This window comes from Wenjunlia tyrosinilytica (assembly GCF_014646055.1).
Classification (GTDB): Bacteria; Actinomycetota; Actinomycetes; order Streptomycetales; family Streptomycetaceae; genus Wenjunlia; species Wenjunlia tyrosinilytica.
Genome location: NZ_BMMS01000003.1, coordinates 242,761 through 267,092 on the forward strand (window position 1 = coordinate 242,761; position 24,332 = coordinate 267,092).

Annotated in this window: 24 protein-coding genes; 5 read left to right on the forward strand and 19 right to left on the reverse strand. The window is 72.6% G+C overall.

The features are described from left to right. The first annotated feature begins 126 nt into the window (after positions 1 to 126). Complete coding sequence (locus IEY86_RS04930) at positions 127 to 318, forward strand: DUF1918 domain-containing protein (protein WP_189130258.1); 192 nt, start codon at positions 127 to 129, stop codon at positions 316 to 318. Positions 319 to 321: 3 nt separating this feature from the next. On the opposite strand, the gene IEY86_RS04935 is transcribed toward IEY86_RS04930, so the two are convergent. After that, positions 322 to 1,515: a glycoside hydrolase family 10-like protein gene (locus tag IEY86_RS04935; RefSeq protein WP_444545846.1), complete on the reverse strand. Its 1,194-nt coding sequence runs from the start codon at positions 1,513 to 1,515 to the stop codon at positions 322 to 324. A gap of 429 nt (positions 1,516 to 1,944) precedes the next feature. Between IEY86_RS04935 and IEY86_RS04940 the strand changes: the two genes are divergently transcribed. Next, positions 1,945 to 2,802 carry a 3-hydroxybutyryl-CoA dehydrogenase gene (locus tag IEY86_RS04940; protein WP_189130259.1) on the forward strand — a complete coding sequence of 286 codons (858 nt, stop codon included), beginning with the start codon at positions 1,945 to 1,947 and terminating at the stop codon, positions 2,800 to 2,802. Positions 2,803 to 2,997: 195 nt separating this feature from the next. Here IEY86_RS04940 and IEY86_RS04945 read toward each other — a convergent pair whose 3' ends face one another. Continuing rightward, positions 2,998 to 3,234, reverse strand: coding sequence for a hypothetical protein (locus tag IEY86_RS04945; protein ID WP_189130260.1), 237 nt, complete (start codon positions 3,232 to 3,234; stop codon positions 2,998 to 3,000). A gap of 194 nt (positions 3,235 to 3,428) precedes the next feature. On the opposite strand from IEY86_RS04945, the gene IEY86_RS04950 reads away from it, so the two are divergent. Continuing rightward, positions 3,429 to 3,629, forward strand: a complete 201-nt coding sequence (locus tag IEY86_RS04950) for a hypothetical protein (protein WP_189130261.1) — start codon at positions 3,429 to 3,431, stop codon at positions 3,627 to 3,629. A gap of 473 nt (positions 3,630 to 4,102) precedes the next feature. Here IEY86_RS04950 and IEY86_RS04955 read toward each other — a convergent pair whose 3' ends face one another. The 11 genes from IEY86_RS04955 to infC form a co-directional block, all read right to left on the reverse strand. Continuing rightward, positions 4,103 to 4,513, reverse strand: a complete 411-nt coding sequence (locus tag IEY86_RS04955) for a VOC family protein (RefSeq protein WP_189130262.1) — start codon at positions 4,511 to 4,513, stop codon at positions 4,103 to 4,105. A gap of 137 nt (positions 4,514 to 4,650) precedes the next feature. Further along, on the reverse strand, positions 4,651 to 5,043 hold the full coding sequence (locus IEY86_RS04960; protein WP_189130263.1) for a helix-turn-helix domain-containing protein: 393 nt from the start codon (positions 5,041 to 5,043) through the stop codon (positions 4,651 to 4,653). Between the two features lie 80 nt (positions 5,044 to 5,123). After that, entirely contained in the window at positions 5,124 to 6,248 is a 1,125-nt protein-coding gene (locus tag IEY86_RS04965; protein ID WP_189130264.1) for an FAD-dependent oxidoreductase, read from the reverse strand. Positions 6,249 to 6,362: 114 nt separating this feature from the next. Further along, entirely contained in the window at positions 6,363 to 7,640 is a 1,278-nt protein-coding gene (locus IEY86_RS04970; RefSeq protein WP_189130265.1) for a PP2C family protein-serine/threonine phosphatase, read from the reverse strand. A gap of 417 nt (positions 7,641 to 8,057) precedes the next feature. After that, positions 8,058 to 10,577 (reverse strand): phenylalanine--tRNA ligase subunit beta, encoded by a 2,520-nt coding sequence (pheT, locus tag IEY86_RS04975; RefSeq protein WP_189130266.1) that lies wholly within the window; start codon positions 10,575 to 10,577, stop codon positions 8,058 to 8,060. Next, positions 10,577 to 11,722 (reverse strand): phenylalanine--tRNA ligase subunit alpha, encoded by a 1,146-nt coding sequence (gene pheS / locus IEY86_RS04980; RefSeq protein ID WP_189130267.1) that lies wholly within the window; start codon positions 11,720 to 11,722, stop codon positions 10,577 to 10,579. Before pheS ends, pheT begins: the two co-directional genes overlap by 1 nt. Positions 11,723 to 11,945: 223 nt before the next feature. Further along, positions 11,946 to 13,235 (reverse strand): ATP-binding protein, encoded by a 1,290-nt coding sequence (locus IEY86_RS04985; RefSeq protein WP_189130355.1) that lies wholly within the window; start codon positions 13,233 to 13,235, stop codon positions 11,946 to 11,948. Positions 13,236 to 13,426: 191 nt separating this feature from the next. Next, the gene (locus tag IEY86_RS04990; RefSeq protein WP_189130268.1) at positions 13,427 to 14,245 is read right to left on the reverse strand and encodes a TrmH family RNA methyltransferase; all 819 of its coding nucleotides are present in this window, start codon (positions 14,243 to 14,245) and stop codon (positions 13,427 to 13,429) included. Between the two features lie 182 nt (positions 14,246 to 14,427). Next, positions 14,428 to 14,814 carry a 50S ribosomal protein L20 gene (gene rplT / locus IEY86_RS04995; RefSeq protein ID WP_189130269.1) on the reverse strand — a complete coding sequence of 129 codons (387 nt, stop codon included), beginning with the start codon at positions 14,812 to 14,814 and terminating at the stop codon, positions 14,428 to 14,430. 99 nt (positions 14,815 to 14,913) lie between these two features. Then, complete coding sequence (rpmI, locus tag IEY86_RS05000) at positions 14,914 to 15,108, reverse strand: 50S ribosomal protein L35 (RefSeq protein ID WP_189130270.1); 195 nt, start codon at positions 15,106 to 15,108, stop codon at positions 14,914 to 14,916. A gap of 127 nt (positions 15,109 to 15,235) precedes the next feature. Continuing rightward, positions 15,236 to 15,877, reverse strand: coding sequence for a translation initiation factor IF-3 (infC, locus tag IEY86_RS05005; RefSeq protein ID WP_189130356.1), 642 nt, complete (start codon positions 15,875 to 15,877; stop codon positions 15,236 to 15,238). A gap of 420 nt (positions 15,878 to 16,297) precedes the next feature. Between infC and IEY86_RS05010 the strand changes: the two genes are divergently transcribed. After that, positions 16,298 to 16,672: a DUF1844 domain-containing protein gene (locus IEY86_RS05010; protein ID WP_189130271.1), complete on the forward strand. Its 375-nt coding sequence runs from the start codon at positions 16,298 to 16,300 to the stop codon at positions 16,670 to 16,672. Positions 16,673 to 16,722: 50 nt separating this feature from the next. On the opposite strand, the gene IEY86_RS05015 is transcribed toward IEY86_RS05010, so the two are convergent. From IEY86_RS05015 to IEY86_RS05025, 3 genes are read right to left on the reverse strand one after another with little or no spacing between them, the layout of a single operon-like run. Then, positions 16,723 to 17,460, reverse strand: coding sequence for an SseB family protein (locus tag IEY86_RS05015; RefSeq protein ID WP_189130272.1), 738 nt, complete (start codon positions 17,458 to 17,460; stop codon positions 16,723 to 16,725). 31 nt (positions 17,461 to 17,491) lie between these two features. Continuing rightward, entirely contained in the window at positions 17,492 to 18,703 is a 1,212-nt protein-coding gene (gene mycP, locus IEY86_RS05020; protein ID WP_189130273.1) for a type VII secretion-associated serine protease mycosin, read from the reverse strand. Continuing rightward, positions 18,700 to 19,659, reverse strand: a complete 960-nt coding sequence (locus IEY86_RS05025; RefSeq protein WP_229698158.1) for a hypothetical protein — start codon at positions 19,657 to 19,659, stop codon at positions 18,700 to 18,702. The genes mycP and IEY86_RS05025 overlap by 4 nt, the downstream gene beginning before the upstream one ends. A 127-nt stretch (positions 19,660 to 19,786) precedes the next feature. Here IEY86_RS05025 and IEY86_RS05030 point away from each other — a divergent pair, with 127 nt between their 5' ends. Further along, the gene (locus IEY86_RS05030) at positions 19,787 to 20,986 is read left to right on the forward strand and encodes an amino acid deaminase/aldolase (RefSeq protein ID WP_189130274.1); all 1,200 of its coding nucleotides are present in this window, start codon (positions 19,787 to 19,789) and stop codon (positions 20,984 to 20,986) included. 104 nt (positions 20,987 to 21,090) lie between these two features. On the opposite strand, the gene IEY86_RS05035 is transcribed toward IEY86_RS05030, so the two are convergent. From IEY86_RS05035 to IEY86_RS05045, 3 genes are all read right to left on the reverse strand, one after another. Continuing rightward, entirely contained in the window at positions 21,091 to 21,987 is an 897-nt protein-coding gene (locus tag IEY86_RS05035) for a DUF2510 domain-containing protein (RefSeq protein WP_229698169.1), read from the reverse strand. Between the two features lie 86 nt (positions 21,988 to 22,073). Beyond that, the gene (locus tag IEY86_RS05040) at positions 22,074 to 22,859 is read right to left on the reverse strand and encodes a 3-oxoacyl-ACP reductase (protein WP_189130276.1); all 786 of its coding nucleotides are present in this window, start codon (positions 22,857 to 22,859) and stop codon (positions 22,074 to 22,076) included. Positions 22,860 to 22,954: 95 nt separating this feature from the next. Further along, complete coding sequence (locus IEY86_RS05045) at positions 22,955 to 24,331, reverse strand: aldehyde dehydrogenase family protein (protein WP_373286952.1); 1,377 nt, start codon at positions 24,329 to 24,331, stop codon at positions 22,955 to 22,957. Position 24,332 lies beyond the last annotated feature (1 nt).

A 24,332-nucleotide genomic window follows, 5' to 3' on the forward strand; every position in this document is an offset into this window, starting at 1 on the left:
CATGACTATACAAGCTATTGCAGCATTATGCAAAGAATCATGCGTTCACCGAAGTGGAGGGTTCGCCCCGCATCGATAGAATGTGGACATCTCAGCCCTGCTCCACAGCGGACGGAGGCACGGTTCATGCACGCTGACAAGGGCGACAAACTGCTCGTGCACGGCAGGATCGTCGGCCAGCACGACCGGGTCGTCGAGATCGTCGAGGTGATCGGAGAGAACGGCACGCCGCCGTACCGGGTGCGGGCCGACGACGGTCACGAGTCCGTCATGTCACCGGGACCGGACTGCGTCGTCCGGCACCACAAGGAGATGTGAGGGCTACCGCACCGCCCCGGGAGGCCGCGCGGGCCCCGGGTAGTGGTCCGCGACCACACGGGCCATGGCACCGATCGGGTCCGCGACGACCTCCTTCGCCGAGAAGAACACATTGCCCCGCACCTGGGGATACCGCAGGTCGAAGGTGAGGTGCCGGGACAGCTCGGCCGGGTCCTGCCAGGGGGCCGGCTGCCCCGGTGCGCCCGCCTTGTACAGCGCCTCGCCGATGTAGAGGTCCACATCCGTCCCCGCGACCGTCCGCGCCCACCACGGCACCAGCTTGGCGTAGTCGGCGGCGGCGAAACCGATGTTCCAGTAGACCTGCGGGCAGATGTAGTCCAGCCACCCCTCGCGCACCCAGGTGCGGGTGTCCGCGTACAGGTCGTCGTAGGTCTGCACTCCCGCCGTCGTCTCCGAGCCCTCGGGGTCGGTGGCCGCGTTGCGCCAGACGCCGAACGGACTGACGCCGAAGACCATGCGGGGCCTGGTCCGGCGCAGCCGCCTGGACATGGAGTGCACCAGTTGGTCGATGTTGTGCCGCCGCCACGACGCCCGGTCGGGGAAGCCCCCGCCGTACCTGGCGAACGCCGCGTCGTCGTCGAAGACCTGGCCGGCCACCGGGTACGGGTAGAAGTAGTCGTCCCAGTGCACACCGTCGATGCGGTAGCGCAGGACGGCGTCGAGCATCGCGTCCAGCACGAACCGGCGCACCCGCGGCAGACCGGGGTTGTAGTAGAGCCTGCCGCCGTAGGGGACGACCCAGTCGGGGTGGAGGCGGGCGGGGTGGTACGGGACGAGTTTGGTGGGGTCGGTGTGGTTGGCGATGCGGAAGGGGTTGAACCAGGCGTGCAGCTCAAGCCCCCTGCGGTGCGCCTGACGCACGGCGAAGCCCAGAGGATCCCAGCCGGGGTCGGCGCCCTGAGTTCCCGTCAGGTACTCCGACCAGGGCTCGTGCCGAGAGGGCCAGAAGGCGTCTGCGGTCGGCCGGACCTGGAGGATCACCGCGTTGAGCCTTCGGGCGACGGCGGTGTCCAGCAGGGCGGTTAACTGGGAGCGCTGCGTCCGCGGGGGCAGGGCCTTCGCGCTCGGCCAGTCGCGGTTGGCGACGGTGGCGATCCACATGCCGCGGAACTGCCCGCGTCCGGCTCCGCGGCCGGAGGGGTTCTTTGCCGAGGGGCGCGGCTCGGCCGCCGCCATGGCGGAGTCGGAGGCCAGCAGCGCCGACGACATCGCGCCCACCGCGGCGGTCCCGAAGACCCGGCGGCTCATGAACGAGCCGGTGCCGCTCCCGCCGATGCCCGTGCCGCCAGTGCCCGTGCCCCCAGTGCCCGTGCCGCCGGTGCTCGTGCCGCCATTGCTCGCGTCGCCGTCGCGGCGGTCGCCGTTACCGCTGTCTCGCATGCGCTCTCCCCGTCCCGTTGGGTGGCGTCTCATGGCAGAACAGGTCGCCCGGTCATAGTGGCCGCACACCGCCGCGCCGACAAGGCGCCGCGCTCACCCCCGATGACCCGGCACTCGAGTGCGCGGGGGTAACGTCGTCAGCGAGGCGGACAGTGGCCCACGAGGCCGAGCAGGCAGGATCGAACAGCCGCCCGCCGAAGACGGACACCAGCGAAAGGCACGTGCGTGACCGACATCGAACGCGTCGGAGTGGTGGGGTGCGGCCTGATGGGCGCCGGCATCGCGGAGGTCTGTGCCCGGGCGGGCCTGGACGTCCGGGTCGCCGAGACGACCGGTGAGGCCCTGGAGTTCGGCCGTACCCGGCTGACGAACTCCCTCGACCGGGCCGCCGAACGCGGCAAGATCACCGAGGAGGAGCGCGACGCGGCGCTGGACCGCCTGACCTTCACCACCGACCTCGGCGAGTTCGCGGACCGCGATCTGACGATCGAGGCCGTGGTGGAGAACGAGCAGGTCAAGGCCGAGATCTTCCAGGTACTCGACCAGGTGGTGACCCGCCGGGACGCGATCCTGGCCTCCAACACCTCCTCGATCCCGCTGGTGAAGCTGGCCGTCGCCACTTCCCGGCCCGAACAGGTCCTGGGCATCCACTTCTTCAACCCGGCCCCGGTCCAGCGCCTCGTCGAGCTGATCCCCTCCCTGACCACCTCCGACGAGACCCTCAAGCGCACCGAGTCGCTGGTCGGCGACATCCTGGGCAAGCACGCCATCCGTGCCCAGGACCGCTCCGGCTTCGTGGTCAACGCACTGCTGATCCCCTACCTCCTCTCGGCCATACGGATGTTCGAGTCGGGCATCGCCAGCCGCGAGGACATCGACAACGGCATGGAGATGGGCTGCGCCCACCCGATGGGCCCGCTGAAACTGTCCGACCTGATCGGCCTGGACACCGTCGCGTCCGTTGCCGACTCGATGTACCACGAGTACAAGGAGCCCCTGTACGCCGCTCCCCCGCTGCTCCAGCGGATGGTGGACGCCGGGCGCCTCGGCCGCAAGAGCGGAAGCGGCTTCTACCAGTACTGACGGCCTCAGGGAAGTCCCTCGCGGCGGCGGTGAGGACCGCCGCCGCCAAGGCCCGGGGGACGGCGGCGGCACCCGGTCGGCGGACCGCCTCGACGCGGCCTCGACACGGCCGGGGCGCAGGGCGGCCGGATCCGGCAGCGCCCCCGCCGCACCGACCGGACGGTGCGTCTCGGGCGGCGCGGCGCCGCCGGTGACTCAGGCGGACTTCTCGGGCACGGGCTGCGCCTCGACGACGATGACCGGCGGGGACAGCTCACGCACGATCGCCTCGGCCAGCGCCTGCCGCGTCATGTCCCGCAGCGCCTCGCGGGCGGCCTCGTCGGCCTCGCCCCACAGATGTCGTGGCACGCGATAAGTGCCGGTCACCGTACGGCCGTTCACTTCGAGTTGGCAGCCCAGAATCACATGCGGGCGGGCCATGAGGTCGCTCATGCGGTCCTCCGAGAGGCAGGTACCCGCTCAGTGTGCCCCTCCGCAACGAATCATCGGCCCCGACACGGCGGGGCATTTCCTGCCCGATCCCCTCAACGAGCGTGATTCGACGCGCCGATGACGGCTTCCCCGGCTGAGAAGGCGAGCCGCACGGACCGCTGCGAAGCGGTACTCGGCTGCGAGAGGATGGCGCCATGGCGAAGGAGATCAAGCACACCGCCGGCGGCAAGTACATGACGTTCGCCGAACTCGAGGCATTCGTCCGCGACGCCAACGCGACGGGCGCCACGGGCAAGGAGATCCTGAAGGCCGAGGTCACCATCGGCGGCAAACTGAAGAAACTGGCCGTGGACATCGACATGACCATCAACGACCTCGGCGGCCTGGCGGGGTAGGGGCTTCGCCGGGCGGCGGCCCTGAACGCGCCATCCGCCCGGGGGGGGTGGTCGGTGAGTCCTGAGAGGCGCAGCCGGTTGTTCATCGAGCCGGGCGACGCGCGGCGGTCCTTCGCCCACGTGCACCGGCGGACGCCGAGGGCCTGCTGAAGGAAGCCCTTCCGACGCGGGAGGCGGAGCGGCTCGCCCGCAGGGCACCGCTGACCGCCGGGGGAGATCCGGCGGCATATCGCCGCGCCGGCGGCTTGGGCTCTCCCACAACCCGACTTCTGGCCGACCACGCCATGGCGTCGTCATTCGCCGGCGCCCGGGAGACGGCCGGTGGCGAAGGCGGCCCGCGGTACGGGAGAGCCACTCGATGCCGGCGTCGGGCGAACGGCGGCGGCACAGCGTGGATCTCCCGTCGCGGGCGGTGCGGCGGTCCGGCCGCCGGCGTGGACCGGACAACCGGAGGGGGCGGCAGCCCCTCTCATTCAGGTCTTCGGCTGGGTGAAGCGGATGTTGTTGCCGAAGGGGTCGCGCAGGCCGCAGTCGATTCCGTACGGACGATCGGTGGGTTCCTCGGTGAACTCGACGCCCAGGCCGAGCAGCGTGTCGTACGTCTTGCGGCAGTCGTCCGTGCTGAAGATGAGCGAGCCACCCGTGGCGCCCTTGGTCACCAGTTCCCGGACCTGCTGCGCCGTCTCCTCGGACATCGCCGGGGGACCCGGCCTCTCCAGCAGGATCTGGCGCTCCGGGTGACCGGGGACGCTGACGGTCAGCCAGCGCATGAAGCCGAGGTCGACATCGGCGTTCACCTCCAGGCCGAGCTTGCCGACGTAGAAGTCGAGGGCCTCGTCCTGGTCGAGGACGTAGATCTGTGAGTGTGTGATGGCGTTGAACATGTCCATCACGCTACTCGGCGGGCCGGACGAAAACTTATCCAAAACTGCTCGGTCGGCGGGAGGTACGGGCAGTGCGGAGAGTACGGGCAGTGCGGAGAGTACGGGCAGTGCGGACGGGCTACCGGCGGTGGCGCCGGTCAGGCGCTCGGCCGCGTCCACGCCATCGTGAAGCACGTCGGCACGGCCGTGGCCGCCGCCTCCTTGCGGTACTTCCTCGGCGACCGGCCGACGATGTCGCGGAACGTGCGGCTGAAGGTGCCCGGGCTCGCGAAGCCGACTTCGTAGCAGATGTCCGTCACACTGCGGCCGGTCTCCCGGAGCAGGAACATCGCCCGCTCGACACGGCGTCGCTGCAGGTAGCGGTGCGGTGTCTCGCCGAACGTGGCCCGGAAGGTGCGCGTGAAGTGCGCCGGCGACACATGGGCGATCCGGGCCAGGGCGGGGACGTCCAGCGGCTGCGCATACGCGCGGTCCATCGCGTCCCGTGCCCGAAGCATGCGGCGGTTGGTCTCTTCTGCGGCGCGGCTCACGGCGTCATCACACCACAGCGCTCCGCCGCCCGTCACAGACCCGGCGCCCGGCCCCGCTCCGGCCCCTCCCGGGCAGGGCCCTAGACGCGTTCCATGCCCATCACCAGGTCGAGCACCTCCCGGGCGCAGCCCCAGGAGAAGCTGAAGCCGGAGCCGGCGTGGCCGAAGTTGTGGACGATGTTGAAGCCGTACTCCCGTTCAAGGCAGACGTTCTCGACGCGGTACGGGCGCAGGCCCACGACGAGTTCGACGTCCTCGTCGTCGAGGCCGACGCCCTCCAGTTCCTCGTGCAGGAAGTCCTGGCAGCGCCGGTACATCTCCCGGACCGGCGGGTAGCCCTTGTCGAGCCCGCTGTCGTACTCGCCGGGTTCGACGAGGCCGCCGAGCATCACCGTGTCGCCGCGCGGGACGACGAGGAGCATGTCCTGCTCGTCGCGGCTCTTGGCGAGGGCGTGGGCCTGGATGACGGGGCGGTTGAGCTTGTCCGCGGGCATCCTGATCAGTGCTCCGCGCAAGGGGACCATGGCCGCGCCCGCGAGTTCCGCCGCGCCCATCCCCGAGCAGTTCACGATGGCGTCGACCTCGAACTCCTTGCGCAGCGCCGCCTCCTGGGGCAGCAGCCGACCGGTGACGCGGCGGCCGCCCTCCTGGACGGTGACGCCCGAGTGGACGGCCTGGCGGCGCAGCCAGCCCATGTACACGGGGGCGTCGACGGCGGGCACGGTGAGCCGGTAGCCGTCGACGATCCCGAACTCCTTGACGACCCGCTCGTCCACGTCCTCCCCCGTCAGCCGCCGGTACCCCTGGATCTGGCCGACCTCGTACAGGGCCTCGAGCTCCCGCCGTTTGACCACCTCGACGCGGTCGCTCTCGACCGGCTCGGTGAAGTAGAAGTTCGCGCGGACCATGCGCACACCGCTGTACGCCGGTCCCGTCGACGCCTTGAGCGTGCGCAGCCCGGCGAACTTCTGGTACGAGGCCATGCACCAGGACTTCGACCGGCTGATCGAGACGGGGTTGCCGTGCTGGCCGCACACCGCCGGCGGAAATTCCCACAGGGCCCCGGCGACCGCCGACACCGTTCTCTCCGCGGGCCGCTCTCCTAGCACATGGACGTCCAAACCGTTCCCGGCGAGGGTGAGCGCGGTGGTCAGGCCGCTCACCCCAGCCCCGATCACGAGAACTCTGCGCACCGTCCGTGCCATTCCCGGCTCCTTCCTTCCACGGGCGGGTATACGGACGGGGCACCGGCGAGGTTCATTCCCGGCAACCAGGAACCTCATCGGGGGTTGCGCCGTTATCTCCAGTGAGACCCCGCGTCATCCCCCGTACGCGGGGTCTCGCCATGTCTTGGTGTCCTTCCCTTCGGCGGCCTCGTCCGCGCGCACCGCCGGGGTGCGCTGGAGCGCCAGCAGCGCCACGTCGTCGGAGAGTCCGCATCCCGCGTGCCGGTGCAGCGCGTCGCGCAGGGTGGCGACCACCGCGGCCGGGTCGAGGACCCCGTCGTGGGTCGCGCCGTGGACGGCCGAGGCCACATTCTCCGCGAGAGGGAAGAACGCGCCGTCGGCGTCCCGTGCGTCCCCCGCCCCGTCGGTGTGCAGCAGCAGGGCCTCCCCGGGCCGGAGCGCGGCACGGGCGGTGGTCACCGGTTCGGCGTCGAGGTCGAGCAGTCCCAGCGGCGGCGCGGCGTGCGGTGCCTCCACGGTGTGGGCGCGCTGTCCGGGGGCGAGGCGCAGCGGCGGCGGGTGGCCGCAGTTGACCACGACGGCCTCGCCGCCGTCGTGGAGTTCCACGAGCACCAGGGTCACGAACTCCTCGGCCGGGGGTGCGCCGGATCCGTCGCCCGGGTCGGCGCGCTGGAGCAGGTGCCGGTGCAGGGAGCGGTCGAGGCGCCGCAGGAGGCCGTCGAGGGTGGGTTCGTCGTGCGCCGCCTCGCGGAAGCTGCCGAGGACGGCGGCGACGGTGCCTATCGCGGCCAGCCCGTGGCCGCGTACGTCGCCGAGGATCGCGCGCACTCCGTACGGCGTGGCCAGGACCTCGTAGAGGTCGCCGCCTATCTGGGCGCCCTCGCTGGCTGACAGGTAGGTGCCGACGATCCCGAACGGGCCGAGGCTGTTCGGCAGGGGCCGCAGCAGGACCTGCTGGGCCGCCATGGCCACCTTCCTGAGCGCGTCGAGTTCGCGGATCAGGCGCGTCCGGCGGCCGGTGACGAGGTAGCTGGTGGATATGACGGCGAGGATGGCGACAACGGTGACCGCCCGTGAGGTGGCGCCGCCGAGCCTGCCGTCCACCCCGAGCGGGACGAGGGCGACCAGCGCGCAGATGCCGCCGAGGACCACGCACATCCTGCGTCCGGTGCCCGCGCAGGCGATCGCCGGGGCGGCGGCGAGGAGTTGGGTGAGGTGGATCTCGCCCGGTACGACGAGTGCGAGCGACAGGACGCCCGCCACCCACAGCCCGGGCAGGACGAGGACGAACAGCCCCCATGCCCTCGACGACCCGGCGCGCTGGGCCGCAGGACGCCGAGCCGGAGGGCGCCGAGCCGAATGAGAAGAACCCGGAACGCGGGGCTCCGGAACCGGACCTGCGCGGTTCATGCCGACGGTTCACCTCGCAGCCGATCGGGCCACTGATCCGGCCAAGGTCGAGGCCTCGCCGCTCCTGCGAGAGAGCGGCCTCCAAGGCCACTGCCGCGTGCCTGTCTTCGCCGGATGATTGTTGCTGCCCGGTGGGCACCTCAGACACGGAGGGTACTCGGTTCATCCCATCGAGTGAAGAATCCTCGGCGGGGCCGCCCGAAAAGGCCATACGAATCCCCATGAAGCGACCGCCCGACGAGGGCAGCCCCTCGCATTCCGGAAGAGGGGACGGCGAAGACGGGTTCGAGACCCGCCGAGACCCGCCGAGACCGGCCGGACCCGCCGAGACCGGCCAGACCGGCGAAAACAGAGGGCGGCCCCCGAAGGGACCGCCCTGTTCACGCCGTGCGCCGTCGTTACGCCGTGCGCCGCCGGTCAGGCGCCGCGCAGCACCGCGCCGGTGCGCTCCGCGGCCGCCGCCACCGCCGCGTCACGCGCCGCCGTGGCCTCCTCGACCGTCAGCGTCCGGTCGGGTGCGCGGAAGCGCAGGGCGTACGCGAGCGACTTCCTGCCCTCCCCGATCTGCTCCCCGGTGAAGACGTCGAACAGCCGCAGCGACTCCAGCAGTTCACCCGCCCCCGAGCGCAGGGCCGACTCCACGTCCGCCGCCGGGACACCCGCGTCCACGACCAGCGCCACATCCTGCGTGGCCACGGGATAGGTGGACACGTGCGGCGCGGTGACCTGGCCGTCCCCCGCCGCGGCGAGCGCGTCGAGGTCCAGCTCCATCGCGCAGGTGCGCTCCGGCAGGTGCAGCGCCTTGATGACGCGCGGATGCAGCTCGCCGGCGTGGCCGACGACCCTGTCCCCCGCGCGCAGCGCGGCGCAGCGGCCCGGGTGCCAGGGGGCGTGCTGGTCCCGCGAGACGGTCAGCTCCACACCTGTCTCCCGCGCCACGGCACGAGCGGCCTCGACCGCGTCGGCCCAGGTCGCCGGGTGGCCCGCCCCCCACCAGCCGGAGGGCTCACGCGCCCCGGCGAGTACTGCCGCGACCCGCACCGGCTGGTCCGGCAGAGCCTCGTTGAGCTCGGCGATCTCGTCGTCGGTCGGGCGGCGGTCGACGGGCAGGCGCGGCGGCGGGCTGGTCACCTCGCCCTCGCGCGGCCGGAAGACCAGACCGGTCTCGAAGAGCGCGAGGTCGTGCGACCCGCGCCCGTCGTTGCGGCGCAGGGCGGCGAGCAGGCCCGGCAGCAGCGTGGTGCGCAGCGCCGGCTCCTCGTCGGAGATCGGGTTGGCCAGGCGCAGCACATCGCGGCGTGCGTCGTCCGCGTCCAGGCCCAGGGCGTCGAAGACCGCCTCGCCGATGAACGGGTAGTTGAGCGTCTCGACGTATCCGGCCCCGGCCAGCGCCCGGCCGACCCTGCGGCGCAGCCGCTGCGCCTCGGTGAGCCCGCGGCCCGCCGGGAGCTTCGGCATGGTCGAGGGCAGCTTCTCGTAGCCCTCGAGCCGGATGACCTCCTCGGCGAGGTCGTTGGGGTCGGTGAGGTCGGGCCGCCAACTGGGCACGGTGACGACGAGCTCGTCCGAGCCGTAGACGTCGCAGCCGACCTCCTGGAGGCGGCGGACGACGCTTTCGCGGCCGTACTCGGTGCCGGCGACCTTGTCCGGGTGGTCGGCGGCCATGCTGATCGTGTGCCGCGCGGAGGGCGCGACGACCTCGGTGACGCCCTCCTCGGCGGTGCCGCCGCCGAGGAGCACGAGCAGATCCACGGTGCGCTGCGCGGCGGCGGAGGCCGCGTCCGGGTCCACGCCCCGCTCGAACCGCTTGGACGCCTCGGTGGACAGCTTGTGCCGCCGGGCGGTGCGCGCGATGACCACCGGGTCGAAGTGCGCGGCCTCGATGACGACGTCGGCGGTGCCGAGGGCCTCGCCGGTCTCCGGGTCGCGGGCGGGCTCGGCGATCTCGGTGGAGGCGCCGCCCATGACACCGGCGAGGCCGATGGGGCCGGAGTCGTCGGTGATCAGCAGGTCCTCGGTGTCGAGGACGTGCTTGACGCCGTCGAGGGTGGTGAGCTTCTCGCCGGGGTTGGCGCGGCGCACACCGATCGGCCCGCCGACGCTCGCGCGGTCGTAGGCGTGGAGCGGTTGACCGAGCTCCAGCATCACGTAGTTGGTCACATCGACCGTGAGCGAGATCGATCGCATCCCGGCCTTCTGCAGGCGCCGCTGAAGCCAGATCGGTGACCGCGCGTCGGGGTCGAGGCCGACGACCGTACGCGCGGTGAACCGGTCGCAGCCCGCCGGGTCGGCGACCTCGACCGGGTGTCCGAGGGCGTTCGCCGCGGGAACGTCCAGCAGGGCGGGGTCGCGCAGCGGCAGACCGTACGCGGTGGCGGTCTCCCGGGCGACGCCGCGCATGGACAGCGCGTAGCCGCGGTCGGGGGTGACGGCGATGTCGAGCACCTCGTCCACGAGCTCGAGCAGTCCGATGGCGTCGGAGCCCGCCTCGTGCTCCGGCGGCAGCACGATGATGCCGTCGTGGTCGTCGCCCATGCCCAGCTCGCGGGCCGAGCAGATCATGCCCGCGGAGGTGCGGCCGTAGGTCTTGCGCGCCGAGATCCGGAAGTCTCCGGGCAGCACGCCACCGGGCAGGATCACGACGACCTTGTCGCCGGCCCGGAAGTTGGTGGCGCCGCAGACGATCTCCTGCGGCTCACCGGTGCCGTTGGCGTCGCCGACGTCCACCAGGCAGAAGCGGATGGGCTTCTTGAAGCCGCTCAGCTCCTCGATGTCGAGGACCTTGCCCACGACCAGGGGGCCCTTGAGGCCGGTGCCGAGCTGTTCGACGGTCTCGACCTCGAGCCCCGCGTCGATGAGCTTCGCCGCGACGTCGCGGCCGGTCTCACCGGCCGGCAGGTCGACGTACTCCCGCAGCCAGGAAAGCGGGGCCCGCATCAGATCTCCATCCCGAAAGGCAGGGTGAAGCGAACGTCACCCTCCACCATGTCTCGCATGTCCTCGATGTTGTGGCGGAACATCAGCAGCCGCTCGATGCCGAACCCGAAGGCGAAGCCGCTGTACTTGTCCGGGTCGACCCCGCACGCGGTCAGCACCCGCGGGTTGACCATGCCGCAGCCGCCCAGCTCGATCCAGCCCTCGCTGCCGCAGGTGCGGCAGGGGCGGTCGGGGTTGCCCACCGACTCGCCGTGGCAGGCGAAGCAGACCATGTCCATCTCGGCGGACGGCTCGGTGAACGGGAAGTAGGACGGGCGCAGCCTCGTGCGCAGTCCCTCACCGAACAGCGCCCTGACCATGTGGTCCAGGGTGCCCTTGAGGTCGGCCATGGTCAGGCCCTCGTCGACGGCCAGCAGCTCCACCTGGCTGAAGACGGGGGTGTGCGTCGCGTCGAGCTCGTCCGTGCGGTACACCCGGCCCGGGCAGATGACGTAGAGCGGGGGCTCGCGTTCCAGCAGGCTGCGGATCTGCACGGGCGAGGTGTGGGTGCGCAGCACGACGCCGGACTCGGCCCTCGGGGCGATGCCGCTCTCCACACCGTCGGCCGGTCCCTCGACGAAGAAGGTGTCCTGCATGGTGCGGGCGGGGTGGTCCGGGGCGATGTTGAGCGCGTCGAAGTTGAACCACTCGGCCTCGACCTCTGGCCCCTCGGCGACCTCGTAGCCCATGGCCACGAAGACGTCGGCGATCCGCTCTCCCAGGGTGGTCAGCGGGTGGCGGGCGCCGGCCGGGCGGCGGTCGTACGGCAGCGTGACGTCCACCGCCTCCTCGACCAGCACACGGGCGTCGCGCTCGGCCTCCAGCTCCTCCTGGCGGACCTTGAGGGCCTGGTTGACCTGGCCGCGGGCGCCGCCGACGCGCTTGCCCGCGTCCGCCTTGGCGTGCGGGGGCAGCGCACCGATCTCCCGGTTGGCCAGCGCCAGCGGGGAGCGGTCCCCGGTGTGGGCGACCTTCGCCTCGCGCAGCGCGTCCAGGTCGGCGGCGGCCGCGATCGCCGCCAGCGCCTCGTCGCGCATGCGGGCGACTTCTTCCGGTTTCAGTGCCTCGACCTCGACAGGGTCGTACGACTTGTTAGGTGCGGACATCTCTTCCCGTGCTCCCGGTTGGCTGTGCTCGGACCTGCTGGGACTTGCTCGGACCTGCTCGGATCTGGGAGGCCCCTCGGTCCGCCACGCTGCGCTCGGTCGGCGCGCGCCGACGCAGGGATCGAGTCTAATGGGCGATCTGTGCACAACTGCCGCGCGGTGTGATCACCGGGCGGTCCCGGAGGCTCTCCCAGAGGGCTGGGGGCGGCCCGTCGGTGCGGGGTCAGGCCATGAAGGCCGGGGCGCCGACGGGCAGGGTAAATCGGAACTGCGCGCCGCCCGCGGGGGCGCGGCCCACCGCGACGTCGCCGCCGTGCGCCTCGATGAGGCCCTTGACGATGTACAGGCCCAGGCCGGTGCCGCCGCGCTTGCTGCCCCGCCAGAAGCGGGTGAAGACGCGGCTCATCGACTCCTCGGGGATGCCGGGGCCTTCGTCGCTCACGGTGACGGCAGTTCCTTCTGTGTGGGGGCCTTCTGTGTGGGGGCCCTCCGTGGGGAGGGCTTCGCTGTGCCGGGCTTCGCTGTGCCGGGCTTCGACGGGGGAGGCCTGGCCGTGCCGCGCTTCCGTGGATCCGCCGCCGCGCAGATCGACGGGCTCCACCTCGATGGTGACGCGTCCTTCGCCGTGGCGCACCGCGTTTTCCAGGAGGTTGGCCAGGATCTGGTCGATCTTGTCGGGGTCGGCCCACAGGTCCGGCAGATGGTCGTGGACGCGGATCTCGAACCGCTCCCGGCGCTGCCCCGCCGCGATATGGCCCTCCACGTGCCGGTGGACGGCGCTGACGATGTCCACCTTCTGCCGCCGCACCTCCAGCCGCCCGGCGTCGATGCGGGAGATGTCGAGCAGCTCGGTGATGAGGCGGGTGACGCGGTTGGCGTCGGCGTCGACGGTCTCGAGCATGAGGCGCTTCTGGTCGTCGGTGAACCGCTCCCACTTCGCCAGCAGGGTCGCCGTGAAACCCTTGACGCTGGTCAGCGGGGAGCGCAGCTCATGGGCGACCGTGGCGATCAGCTCGGCATGGCTGCGCTCGGTGCGCCGGCGGGCCTCGGTGCCGCGCAGGGCCAGAACGAGACGGCGCACCGGCCCCTGGGGGTGGGTGCGCACGTACCGGGCGGAGACGAGGACTTCGCGTCCTCCCGGCAGGAGGAGATTGCGCTCGGGGTGCCCCGCCCTGATGCGCAGTCCGCCGTAGGGGTCGGCGCAGGACCACCACCGGCGGCCCTCCATGTCCTCCAGTGGCAGCGCCTCGGCGATGGGGCGGCCGAGAACGTCGTTCGGGGCCAGTCCCGTGATCTTGGAGGCGGCGGCGTTGAAGCAGGTGACCCGGCCGTCCTGGTCGGCGATCACGAGGCCGTCGGGCAGGTCGTCCTCGGTGATGCCCTGCTGGGCGAGGCCGAAGGCCGCGGCCGGGGGGTGCTGGTCGCCGCCGGCGGATTCGTGCTCCTCGGTGTCGCCGTCCGCCGAGGCGCCCGGGTCCGAGTCCCCGCAGGAGTACGTCTCATGGGTGCGCATGTGGACGGCGGCGCCGCTCGTGCCCGGAACCGAGGCGGCCTGGGACACCCGCTGGGCGGACCGGCGAACCGGGGTAATGGCGCCACGCCGGGCTCCGGCGTTCGCGCTGTCCTTACCGAACACGTGCCTACCCCCTTCCGGGATCCCCCGGGGTCGTCACCTTACCGGGTTGACGCGAAGCTGCGGCACCCTCAGGAAGCGCGCTGGGCGCGAGCGGAGGCGTACAGGCACACGGCGGCGGCAGTGGCGAGGTTGAGGCTCTCGGCCTTGCCGTGGATGGGCACCCGCACCACCTCGTCGGCGAGTGCGCGGGTCTCCTCCGCAAGCCCCCACGCCTCGTTCCCGAAGACCCACGCGGTGGGGCGGGCGAGCATGCCGTCGTCGAGTTCGGCGTCGAGGTCGCGCTCCCCCGCTCCGTCGGCGGCGAGCACCCGCACTCCGGCGTCGCGCAGCCCGGCGACGGCATCCTCGACGGGAACGCCGACGGCGACGGGCAGGTGGAAGAGGCTGCCCACCGAGGCCCGCACGGCCTTGGGGTTGTAGAGGTCGACCGAGGCGTCGGTGAGGACGACGGCGTCGGCGCCGGCGGCGTCGGCACACCGCAGGACCGTTCCCGCGTTGCCCGGGTCGCGCACATGGGCGAGGACGGCGACCAGGCGCGGGCGGGCCTCGAGGATCCGCTCGAACGGGGAGTCGATGAAACGGCAGACCCCGACGATGCCCTGCGGGGTCACGGTCTGGCAGATCGACTCCACGGCCTCGTCCGAGGCCAGGTGGAAGGCGGCGCCGGCCGCCCTGGCCCCGGCCACGACGTCCGCGTGCCGCTCGGCCGCCTCGGGGGTGGCGAACAGCTCCACCAGGGTGCGGCCGCCGTGCGCCGCGGCCTCGCGGACCGCCTGCGGGCCCTCCGCGATGAAGCGCCGCTCCTTGCCGCGGAAGCTCCGCCTGGTCAGGCGGCGGGCCGCCGCGACGCGGGAGGAACGCGGGGAGGTCAGCTCGGGGCTCGCCATGGTGCTCGCTTCTCGTGGCTTCCTACTCGGAACGGATACCCGGGACCGGCTGCGGGCAGGGGCCCGGTGCGCGGCGCCTGATCGGGGAAGGGGATCGGGAGAGCAGCGGATCGGGACAGCAGCGGACCCGCAGGCGGGAAACACCTGCGGGTCCGAAAGCGCGCGCCGGGTCGGGCCGTGGCTCAGGCGGCCGACTTCGGGGCGTTGACGTCGCTCGGCAGCGCCTTCTGGGCCACCTCGACCAGCGAAGCGAACGCGTTGGGGTCGTTCACCGCGAGCTCGGCCAGGATCTTGCGGTCGATCTCGATGCTGGCGGCCTTCAGACCCTGGATCAGGCGGTTGTAGGTCATGCCGTTCGCACGGGCGGCGGCGTTGATCCGCTGGATCCACAGCTGGCGGAAGTCGCCCTTGCGCTTCTTGCGGTCGTTGTAGTTGTAGACGAGGGAGTGGGTGACCTGCTCCTTGGCCTTGCGGTACAGGCGGGAGCGCTGGCCCCGGTAACCGCTGGCCTGCTCGAGGATTGCCCGGCGCTTCTTGTGGGCGTTGACCGCCCGCTTGACGCGTGCCACTGATGTACTCCTTGACGAGGACCGCGGTGAGACTCACGCGGTCCGGTTTCGATTGGGTCCCGGTCGGATGTCACGCCCTCGGGTCACGAGGGCGGGGCTTCACTTGCCGAGAAGCTTCTTGATCTTCTTGGCGTCGGCCGGTGCCACCTCGACCTTGCCGGCAAGACGGCGCGTCAGCGTGGACGACTTGTGCTCGAGCAGGTGACGGCGGCCTGCGCGCTGGCGCAGCACCTTGCCCGAACCGGTCAGGCGGAAGCGCTTGCTGGCGCCACTGTGCGTCTTGTTCTTCGGCATGTCGCCGTTCTCTCCTCGTCGGTGGCGCTCCCGCTGCGCCCTGTCGGACGTCGTGCGGGAGCGTCGCGTGTTTCCGTTTGCGGTTCGGGGCGGGGGCCCCGAGGTGCCATGGGTGTCAACCCGGGGGTCACGCCTCGGCCGGTGCCTCGGTCTGCGCTTCGGACGGCGTGTCCGCGGTGTCCTCGCCGGAGGTTCCGCCCTGACGCTCGGCCTTGCGGGCGGCAGCGGCCTCGCGGGCCTCCGCCATCGCCTCGGTCTTCTTCTTGTGCGGACCGAGAACCATGATCATGTTACGGCCGTCCTGCTTGGGGTTGGACTCGACGAAGCCCAGGTCCTGGACGTCCTCGGCCAGCCGCTGCAACAGTCGGTAGCCCAACTCCGGGCGCGACTGCTCGCGACCGCGGAACATGATCGTGATCTTGACCTTGTCGCCCTGCTTGAGGAACCGGACGACGTGACCCTTCTTGGTGTCGTAGTCGTGCGGGTCGATCTTCGGCCGGAGCTTCATCTCCTTGATGACCGTGTGCGCCTGGTTCTTGCGCGCCTCACGGGCCTTCATGGCCGACTCGTACTTGAACTTGCCGTAGTCCATGAGCTTGCAGACCGGCGGCCTGGCGTTCGCCGCGACCTCGACCAGGTCCAGGTCGTACTCCTGGGCCAGCTCAAGTGCCTTGGCAAGCGGCACGATGCCGACCTGTTCACCGCTGGGACCGACGAGTCGCACCTCGGGGACGCGAATCCGGTCGTTGATGCGGGGCTCGGCGCTGATGGGGCCTCCTAGGTTGCACCGACGCGGCGGTCCGGCGAACGGCCGCGTGAATGATCTCTTCGGTTCGGTCGACCGAACCACCCCGGAGCAATGAAAATGCCCCGAAACGGTCGCTGGCGGGGCTCCTGTCGTACCGGGAGCACCGCCGCGGCTCGCCGCGGGGCGCACGGGCGGGAACATGCCGTGTGGCACGAACCGCCGGACCGGACCCGCCGACCCTCGGGTCGGCCAGGTGGGAGATCGGAGCCTCCACTTGCGGGCCGGGTACGCGAGCACCCGACCGGTCGATCTCAGATCATACCAGCGTTTTGGGCGCTCCGGATATTCCCCCGGCAGGCGGCGGCCGCGCCGGGCCTGGAGGCGGCGGCGCGGCGGGGCCTCTTAGGCTGGGGGCCGGATCCGCTACACCGAAAGAGTGCCATGACCGACTCCCCCGCCTCCACCCCCGACGACGGCGCCGCTCCCGGCTTCGACGACATGACCCGCGACATCGCGGACGTTCCGGCCGTCGAGGTGATCACGACTGTCGCGGTGCACCTGATGAGCGCGGCCGCGGTCAACCTGGGCCTGGCCGAGGAGGGCGCGGACCACAAGGACCTGGACGAGGCCCGCAAACTGATCACCGCCCTGGCCGGGCTGGTCACGGCCGGCGCCCCGGAGATCGGCAGCTACCACGCCGCCCCGCTGCGCGACGGCCTGAAGTCCTTGCAACTGGCCTTCCGCGAGGCCTCGATCGTCCCGGACGACCCGGGCCAGGGCCCCGGCGAGAAATTCACCGGCCCGGTCCACGGCTAGGCGGGCCGGGCGGTGGGCCCCCTTGCGGCGTCGCCGTCCCGCCCCCGCCCTCAGCGCACGTGGACCGGGTTGCCGGGGACCTCGGTGCCTGCCGGGAGGACGGCCAGGTTGAGGCCTTGGACCAGTGTGGAGCGCAGGATCTCGTCCGCGGCGAGGGCGGCCGCCACTCGGCGGGCGACTTCCTCCACCGCGGCGTCCGGGGCCAGGACCAGGCCCAAGGTGGCGTCCGTCGTGGGGTCTCCGGGCAGGAGGTGGGCGCTCAGGACGGCCGGTTCGGGGGACACCGCGGAGCGGACCGCTTCGGCGACCGCCGGGTCGGTCACGGCGTCCGCACCCTCGCGGCCCCGCGCCAGGGCGCGCATCGCCGGGCCGGTGAGCTGATAGGTCACCGGGCCCGCGATGTCGATGAGCAGGGTGTCGGCCTTCTCGTGGTAGGCCGATTCCAGGGCCTGGCGCAGGTGCACCGCCACCGGGCGGGCGTCGGGGCGCCAGCGGGACATCGACTCCACCGAGGTGAACGCGGGCAGCGCCACCCGGCCGTCACGGGCCCGGATCGTGGGCACCGCCATGTCGCTGGTCTTCTCCCGGCGCAGCCCGTCCGGCCCCTGCTCGACCTCGCCGAGCACGGCCACCACCGGCACCAGCAGCCGTGTGCCCGCCAGGGCGGCCAGCACATCCGCCTCCGCCGCCGGGTCCTTCGCGTACCGGGCCAGTGCCTCGGCGAGCCCGGGGTCGGCCGCGCCTTCGTCGCCCGGGAAACCCGGGTCGGGGATGTTCTTCAGCTCCACCCGGCGAGCCTACCGGCCGCGCTACGGCGGCTCAGAAGGCCCGCCGCCCCCGCCTGCCGCGCAGGTGCAGCACCCCGGCCGCGACGCACAGCGCCAGCCCGGCGGCGGCGCACAGCTTCACCAGGAGGCCCGGCATGCCCCCGGCCCCCGAGGCGTCCGCCCGCGCCGTGTCCGGGCCCGCGCCGAAGTACCGGTGGGGGTAGGCGGAGACCGAGGGCACCGGCGGCTGCGGGGTGAGCACGCGCGCCCGCTCCAGCGCCGCCGCCGGGTCGACGAGCCCCGTGCCCACGGCGTCGCTGCGCCCGCCCCGCGGGGTGTTGCGCGCCGTCGCCTCCAGCAGCCGCTTGATCTGGGCCGGGCCGAGCTCGGGGTACGCCGAGCGGATCAGCGCCACCGACCCCGAGACGTAGGCCGCCGCCGCGCTCGTTCCCCATCCCTCGTAGTAGTGCCGGTCGGGATCGGCTATCACCACGTCCACGCCCGGCGCCGCCACGGAGGTGTACCAGCGCCGCGTGGAGAAGTCGCCGCGGTTGCCGAGGCGGTCGACGGCCGTCACCGGGATCACACCCGGGTACGCGGCCGGGTACGACGCCCTGTCCCCCTCCTTGCCGCCGTTTCCGGCGGAGGCGACCACGACCACGCCCTTGCCGAGGGCGTACTGGATCGCCCGGTCCTCCTCCCGCTCCGGGTGGGAGGACTTGCTGTCGTCGCCCAGCGACAGGTTGATCACGTCGGCGCCGTGGTCGGTCGCCCACCGGATGCCCTGCGGCAGCGCCGATCCCCGGGTGGCACGCGCCCGCCTGCGCTGCGGGTCGCCGTCGTCGAGGATGACCCGCACCGGGAGGATCTTCGCCCGGGGGGCGATCCCGGTGATTCCGTCCTGGCCGCCGAAGCCATGGCCGCGACCGGCGATGATCCCGGCCATCGAGGTGCCGTGCCGGGCCCAGGAGCCGTCACCGGCGCGGGCGCCGAATCCGACCATGTCCTTGCCCTTCAGCACCTGCCCCTGAAGGTCGGGGTGGCTGCTGTCGACGCCGGTGTCGATCACGGCGACGGTGACGCCCTCGCCCCTGGTGGTACGCCACGCCGTCCCGGCGTGCAGGGCTTCCAGCGCCCATTCGCTGTCCCGGATCCCGTCGGCGCGGGCGGCCGGGGCCTGCGCCGCCGTCACCGTGAACGCCGTGGCGGCCAGCAGGAGGAGCGTGGGCAGCAGCCGCGCCGACCGGTGCGGGAACACGCTCATCGGCGGCCCTCCTCGTCCCGCGCGGCGGATTCGGCCGCCCTGGTGAGCCGGGCCTCGACGAGCACGGCGACCGCCCTGGCGTCATGGCCGAGCCCCGCCTGGGCGGCCGGTGAGGTGGCCCCCTTGGCCATGGCCTTCGCCGCCGACTGGGGCACCGCCGCGCGTCCGTCCGCGAACCCGCTCGCGGAGAAGACGACGAACGGGGTGTCGGTGCGCACCCGCACCGTCCAGCTCGCCCTCTGCCGGTCGCCGAAGTCCTCGGCGGCGGTGCCGGGAAACGCCAGCGCGCGCGGCTTCAGATCGGCCCGCTCCCCCAGCCTCTGCTCGGTCCAGCGGTCCCCCAGCGCACGCATGAGCTTCCGGTCGGCCTCGGTCACGAGGATGCCGACGGTGATCACCGAGGAGGAGGTGACATCGGTGTAGGTGGCACGCAGCAGCCGGGCGCAGCCGACCGGCGCGAGCGCCTGTTCCAGCAGCGGATCGAACGCCTTCGCCGGTCCGCAGGCGCTGTCGGGGGCCACGCCTGCCCGCTTCCAGGTGCGGTCCGCCCCGCCGGGGCCCGCCCCGATCCCGCGCAGCGTCCGGGGGAGGAGGCTGTCCACGGGGACGCTGTGCCACACGGCGCGGGCGGCCTCGAAGTCCGCGGCCTGACGGTCCTCGGCGGCCGCGGCGGCGTCGGCGCCGGGGCCGAGCCAGTTCCCCGCGGCCGCGCCGCCGAGCAGTCCCAGGCCCAGGACGAGGCACAGGGCGGCCGCACCGCCCCGTCGGCGGGAGCGGGGGGCACGGCGGCGGCCGCGTCCGTCGTCGCGTGCGGGAGGCGGCGGCCGGCCCGGCAGTGGCGGGTACGCAGGAGGTGCGGGCGCCCGGGCGGGCGGCGCGGGCGCGTACGCACGCCGCGCCGACAGCCTGTGCACGATGTCCGCCTCGGCTCCCCCGCTCCCCGCCGCGGTGCTCACAAGCACCCCTCCGCCCCAGATCCCGACCCGTTCCGCGCAACTCTATTGGCTCAACGTGCCGCCGCGCGGCCACCTCGGTGACGTCAGGCCTCTACCACCCGGTAACCGGGTCTGGCAGGCTTCGCCCATGCCGACTCCCGCCGCCGACCGGGCGCGCTACGACCGGGCCACCGCTCACCTGGACGCTCCCCTGGCCGTCGTGGACATGGAAGCCTTCGAGGACAACGCGCGTGACCTCGTGCGCCGGGCCGGCGGCAAGCCGATCCGGGTGGCGAGCAAATCGGTGCGGTGCCGGGCGCTGCTGGAGGCGGTCCTGGCCATGGACGGGTTCGCCGGGATCATGGGCTTCACTCTGGCCGAGTCGCTGTGGCTGGCTCGGGCGGGCTTCGACGACGTCCTGCTCGCCTACCCGTCGGCGGACCGGTCGGGCTTCGCCGAGCTGGCCTGCGACCCCAAGCCGGCCGCCTCGGTCACGGTGATGGTCGACGACCCCGCGCAGCTCGACCTGGTGGACGCGAGCCGGGCGGGCGGGCGCGAGGAGATCAGGGTCTGCCTGGAGCTGGACACGTCGCTGCGGATGCTGGGCGGCCGGATTCGGATCGGCGCGCTGCGCTCCCCGCTGCGCACGGCCGAGCAGGTCGCCGAGCTGGCCTCGGCGGTCGTGCGGCGCCCGGGTTTCCGGCTGGTCGGGCTGATGGCCTACGAGGGGCACATCGCCGGTGTCGGCGACGCGGTCCCCGGGCGGCCGGTGTACTCGCGGGCGATCCGGCTGATGCAGGCGACGGCGCGGCGGGAGCTGGCCGTGCGCCGCGCCGAGGTGGTGGCCGCGGTCCGGTCGGTGGCGGATCTGGAGTTCGTCAACGGCGGGGGGACCGGCAGCGTCCAGCACACGGCGGCCGAGGACGCGGTGACGGAGATCGCCGCGGGGTCCGGCCTGTACCAGCCCCGTCTGTTCGACAACTACACCTCGTACCGCGCGCGTCCCGCCGCGCTCTTCGCTCAGCCGGTGGTGCGGCGGCCGGGCGTCGGCGTGGTGACGGTCCTGGGCGGCGGCTATCCGGCGTCGGGGGCGGCGGGCGCGCACCGTCTGCCCGTGCCCCACCTGCCGGAGGGGCTGAGGTACGACCCGCAGGAGGGTCCCGGAGAGGTGCAGACCCCGCTGCTGGGATCCGCGGCGGACGATCTGCTGATCGGAGACAAGGTGTGGTTCCGCCACGCTAAGGCGGGCGAGCTGTGCGAGAGGTTCGACTCCCTGCACCTGATCGAGGGCGACCGGGTGCGCGAGAGCGTCCCGACGTACCGGGGCGAGGGCAGAACGTTCCTGTAGGTCCCGGGCCGACGCGCTTCCCCGTCCCCCGTGCCGCTCACCGGGCCCGCTCACCGGGCCGCCCGGCGCCCCCGGCCGGGCCCGGTCCCCGCCCGCCCCGGGTCTCACACCCCGTTGGTCGGTCCCACCGTCTTGACGCCCTTGAGGATCTCGTCCATGACGGACAGCTCGGGCGCCTTGCCCGTGGCGTCGAAGCCGAAGCGGATGGTGGTAAGCGCCCCCGTCGTCGGGGACTTGAAGGACACGCTCTGCACGGTGCCGTCCGGCCCCTTCGCCACATCCAGCTTCCAGCGCACCAGGTACCCGGGCTGGCCGGCGACGGTGACCTTGCCCGCCTTGGTCTCCTTGTGGCTCTTGATCTCGCCGTAGGCGGACTTGGCATTGGCGGCGATGTCCGCCTCGGCCGCGTGCTTGGCGTCCGCTCCCGCCCCGGGCACCGTGTAGACCCCGGCGCTGACGCAGGACTTGGACGGGGTGGTGTCGCAGGTGAACGGGGCCGTGGAGATGTAGGCGTTGCCCGTGTCCTTGGTGTCGCGCTTCTCCCACCCGTCGAGCAGGGGCAGGCTGATCCCGGCGCTGTGGTCGACCGCCGCGTCCGACGGGTCGGCCGGGGGCGCGGTGCTCGGCTCGCCGCTGCCGGGCGCCGGAGTGGACGGCGGGGCGCTCGGCGCGGAGGACGAGCCGGTGGGAGCCGGTTTCGCGGCACTGGCCTTGCCGCCCCCGTCGCCGTTGTGGAGCACGGCCGCTCCGGCGGCCACCGCGCCGACGAGCAGGACGCCGCCGACCACCGCGGCGATGACCGCGCCCTTGCGGTTGCCGGGCGGCGGCTGCGGCGGGAAACCGGGCATCGCCGGCTGCCCGTAGGGGCCCACCGGCGGCACCGGAGGCTGGTCGGTGGTACGGGTGTACTCGGTCCAGGCGTTTCCGTCCCACCATCGTTCGATGCCGGGGCCGTTGCCTGTCTGCCCCTGGTCCGGGTACCAGCCGGGCGGTGTCGTCATGCTCACGGGGCAAACGGTACGGCAGGCCGGGCCCAGCGGCTCCCGGGAGGCCCGGCGCGGCCGCCGGGCCTCCCCGGAACGGCAGGTCAGACCGGTGTGACGTAGGCGCCCGCGATGCCTCCGTCGACGAGGAACTCCGACCCGGTGATGAACGAGGAGTCGTCGCTCGCCAGGAACGCCACGGCCGCGGCGATCTCCTCCGCCTCGGCGAAGCGGCCCAGCGGGATGTGCACGAGCCGGCGGGCCGCCCGCTCGGGGTCCTTGGCGAACAGCTCCCGCAGCAGCGGGGTGTTGACCGGCCCCGGGCACAGGGCGTTGACACGGATGCCCTCACGGGCGAACTGCACTCCGAGCTCGCGGGACATCGCCAGCACCCCGCCCTTGGACGCGGTGTAGGAGATCTGCGAGGTGGCCGCGCCCATGACGGCGACGAAGGAGGCGGTGTTGATGATGGAGCCCCTGCCCTGGCGCCGCATGTAGGGCAGGGCCGCCTTGCAGCACAGGTAGACCGAGGTGAGGTTGACCTCCTGGACGCGCTTCCACGCCTCCAGCCCCGTAGTGAGGATGGAGTCGTCGTCGGGCGGTGAGATCCCGGCGTTGTTGAAGGCGACGTCGACGGAGCCGTAGGTGTCGAAGGCGGTCCTGAACAGCGCCTCCACCTGCTCGGGGTCGGTGACGTCCACCTTGACGTAGGTGCCGCCGACCTCGTCGGCGGCGGCCTTGCCCGCGGTGTCGTCGATGTCCGCGCAGACGACATCGGCGCCCTCGGAGGCGAAACGGCGGGCCGTGGCCAGGCCGATGCCGCTGCCCGCGCCGGTGACGACGGCGGTGCGGCCGACGAGGCGGCGGCAGACGGGGTTCTGGTCGGTCAACTTAACGGCCTTTCTCTCGTGGAGCGTATCTGGCGTGGGGGCGTGGGGGCGTGACGCGAGCAGGAGCGTGCCCGCGGTGGCGGGCCGCCGTCCTTTCAGGACGCGGACTCCGTGCTGATGAAGACGTTCTTGGTCTCGGTGAAGGCGGTCAGGGCGTCGGGGCCGAGTTCACGGCCGAGGCCGGACTGCTTGTAGCCGCCGAACGGGGTCCAGTAGCGGACCGAGCTGTGGGAGTTGACGGAAAGGTTGCCCGCGGCCACGGCGCGCGAGACACGCACGGCCCGGCCGACGTCGCGGGTCCAGATCGAGCCGGACAGCCCGTAGTCGGTGGCGTTGGCGAGCCGCACCGCGTCCGCCTCGTCCTCGAAGGGGATCACGACCGCGACGGGGCCGAACACCTCCTCGACGGCGACCCGGGCGCCCGGGTCCTCGGGGGCGAGCACGGTGGGCGGGAACCAGAAGCCCTTGCCACCGGGTGCTTCGCCCTGGATCGCCACGGGAACGCCGTCCGACAGGTAGGAGGCGACCCGGTCGCGCTGGACGGCCGAGATGAGCGGACCCATCGCGGTCCTCTCGTCGGCCGGGTCGCCCACGACGACCGCCCGCACGGCGGGCTCCAGCAGCTCCAGGAACCGGTCGTGCACGGAGCGCTGGACGAGGATGCGGGTGCGCGCGCAGCAGTCCTGGCCGGCGTTGTCGAGGAACGACATCGGGGCGGCGGCAGCGGCCGACTCCAGATCGGAGTCGGCGAAGACGACGTTGGCGCTCTTGCCGCCGAGCTCCAGCGTCACCCGCTTCACCCGGTCGGCGCACTTGGCCATGATCTGCTTGCCGACGGACGTGGACCCGGTGAAGACGATCTTCGCCACCGCGGGATGCTCGACCAGGGCGTTCCCGGCGACCTTCCCCGCGCCGGGCAGGACCTGGAGGATCCCCTCCGGCAGCCCCGCCTCCAGGGCGAGTCCGGCGAGTCTGAGGGCGGTGAGCGGAGTGGTCTCGGCGGGCTTGAGCAGGACGGCGTTGCCCGCGGCCAGCGCCGGGGCCGTGCCCCATGCGGCGATGGGCATGGGGAAGTTCCACGGGGCGATGACACCGACCACGCCGAGCGGTTCGAGGATGGTGATGTCGAGCCCGCCGGGCACGGGGATCTGGCGCCCGTTCAGCCGCTCGACGCCACCGGCCGCGTAGTCGAGCAGGTCGCGGACGTTGCCGGCCTCCCAGCGGGCGTTGCCGATCGTGTGGCCGGCCTCGAGGACCTCGAGCCGGGCGAGCTCCTCGATGTGCTCGTCGACCACCGCGGCGAACCGGCGCAGCAGTCGCGCCCGGTCCGCCGGGGCCAGGGCCGCCCAGCCCGCCTGCGCCTTCGCCGCCTTGGCGACCGCGGTGTCCACGTCGGCCTCGGTGGAGGCGGCGACCGTGGCCACCACCTCCTCGGTGGCGGGGTTGAGCACGTGGTGTTCCAGCAGGGTCACG

Excerpts from the sequence above, each read along its gene's own strand:
- IEY86_RS04945 (WP_189130260.1), bottom strand. The coding sequence starts at position 3,234 with ATGAGCGACCTCATGGCCCGCCCGCATGTGATTCTGGGCTGCCAACTC.
- IEY86_RS05030 (WP_189130274.1), top strand. The coding sequence starts at position 19,787 with ATGCCGACTCCCGCCGCCGACCGGGCGCGCTACGACCGGGCCACCGCT.
- IEY86_RS04955 (WP_189130262.1), bottom strand. The coding sequence starts at position 4,513 with ATGTTCAACGCCATCACACACTCACAGATCTACGTCCTCGACCAGGAC.
- rpmI (WP_189130270.1), bottom strand. The coding sequence starts at position 15,108 with ATGCCGAAGAACAAGACGCACAGTGGCGCCAGCAAGCGCTTCCGCCTG.
- IEY86_RS04985 (WP_189130355.1), bottom strand. The coding sequence starts at position 13,235 with ATGCGCACCCATGAGACGTACTCCTGCGGGGACTCGGACCCGGGCGCC.
- pheT (WP_189130266.1), bottom strand. The coding sequence starts at position 10,577 with ATGCGGGCCCCGCTTTCCTGGCTGCGGGAGTACGTCGACCTGCCGGCC.
- mycP (WP_189130273.1), bottom strand. The coding sequence starts at position 18,703 with ATGAGCGTGTTCCCGCACCGGTCGGCGCGGCTGCTGCCCACGCTCCTC.
- pheS (WP_189130267.1), bottom strand. The coding sequence starts at position 11,722 with ATGTCCGCACCTAACAAGTCGTACGACCCTGTCGAGGTCGAGGCACTG.
- IEY86_RS04950 (WP_189130261.1), top strand. The coding sequence starts at position 3,429 with ATGGCGAAGGAGATCAAGCACACCGCCGGCGGCAAGTACATGACGTTC.
- IEY86_RS04965 (WP_189130264.1), bottom strand. The coding sequence starts at position 6,248 with ATGGCACGGACGGTGCGCAGAGTTCTCGTGATCGGGGCTGGGGTGAGC.
- IEY86_RS04970 (WP_189130265.1), bottom strand. The coding sequence starts at position 7,640 with ATGAACCGCGCAGGTCCGGTTCCGGAGCCCCGCGTTCCGGGTTCTTCT.
- IEY86_RS04990 (WP_189130268.1), bottom strand. The coding sequence starts at position 14,245 with ATGGCGAGCCCCGAGCTGACCTCCCCGCGTTCCTCCCGCGTCGCGGCG.
- IEY86_RS04935 (WP_444545846.1), bottom strand. The coding sequence starts at position 1,515 with ATGGCGGCGGCCGAGCCGCGCCCCTCGGCAAAGAACCCCTCCGGCCGC.
- IEY86_RS04930 (WP_189130258.1), top strand. The coding sequence starts at position 127 with ATGCACGCTGACAAGGGCGACAAACTGCTCGTGCACGGCAGGATCGTC.
- IEY86_RS05035 (WP_229698169.1), bottom strand. The coding sequence starts at position 21,987 with ATGACGACACCGCCCGGCTGGTACCCGGACCAGGGGCAGACAGGCAAC.
- IEY86_RS05010 (WP_189130271.1), top strand. The coding sequence starts at position 16,298 with ATGACCGACTCCCCCGCCTCCACCCCCGACGACGGCGCCGCTCCCGGC.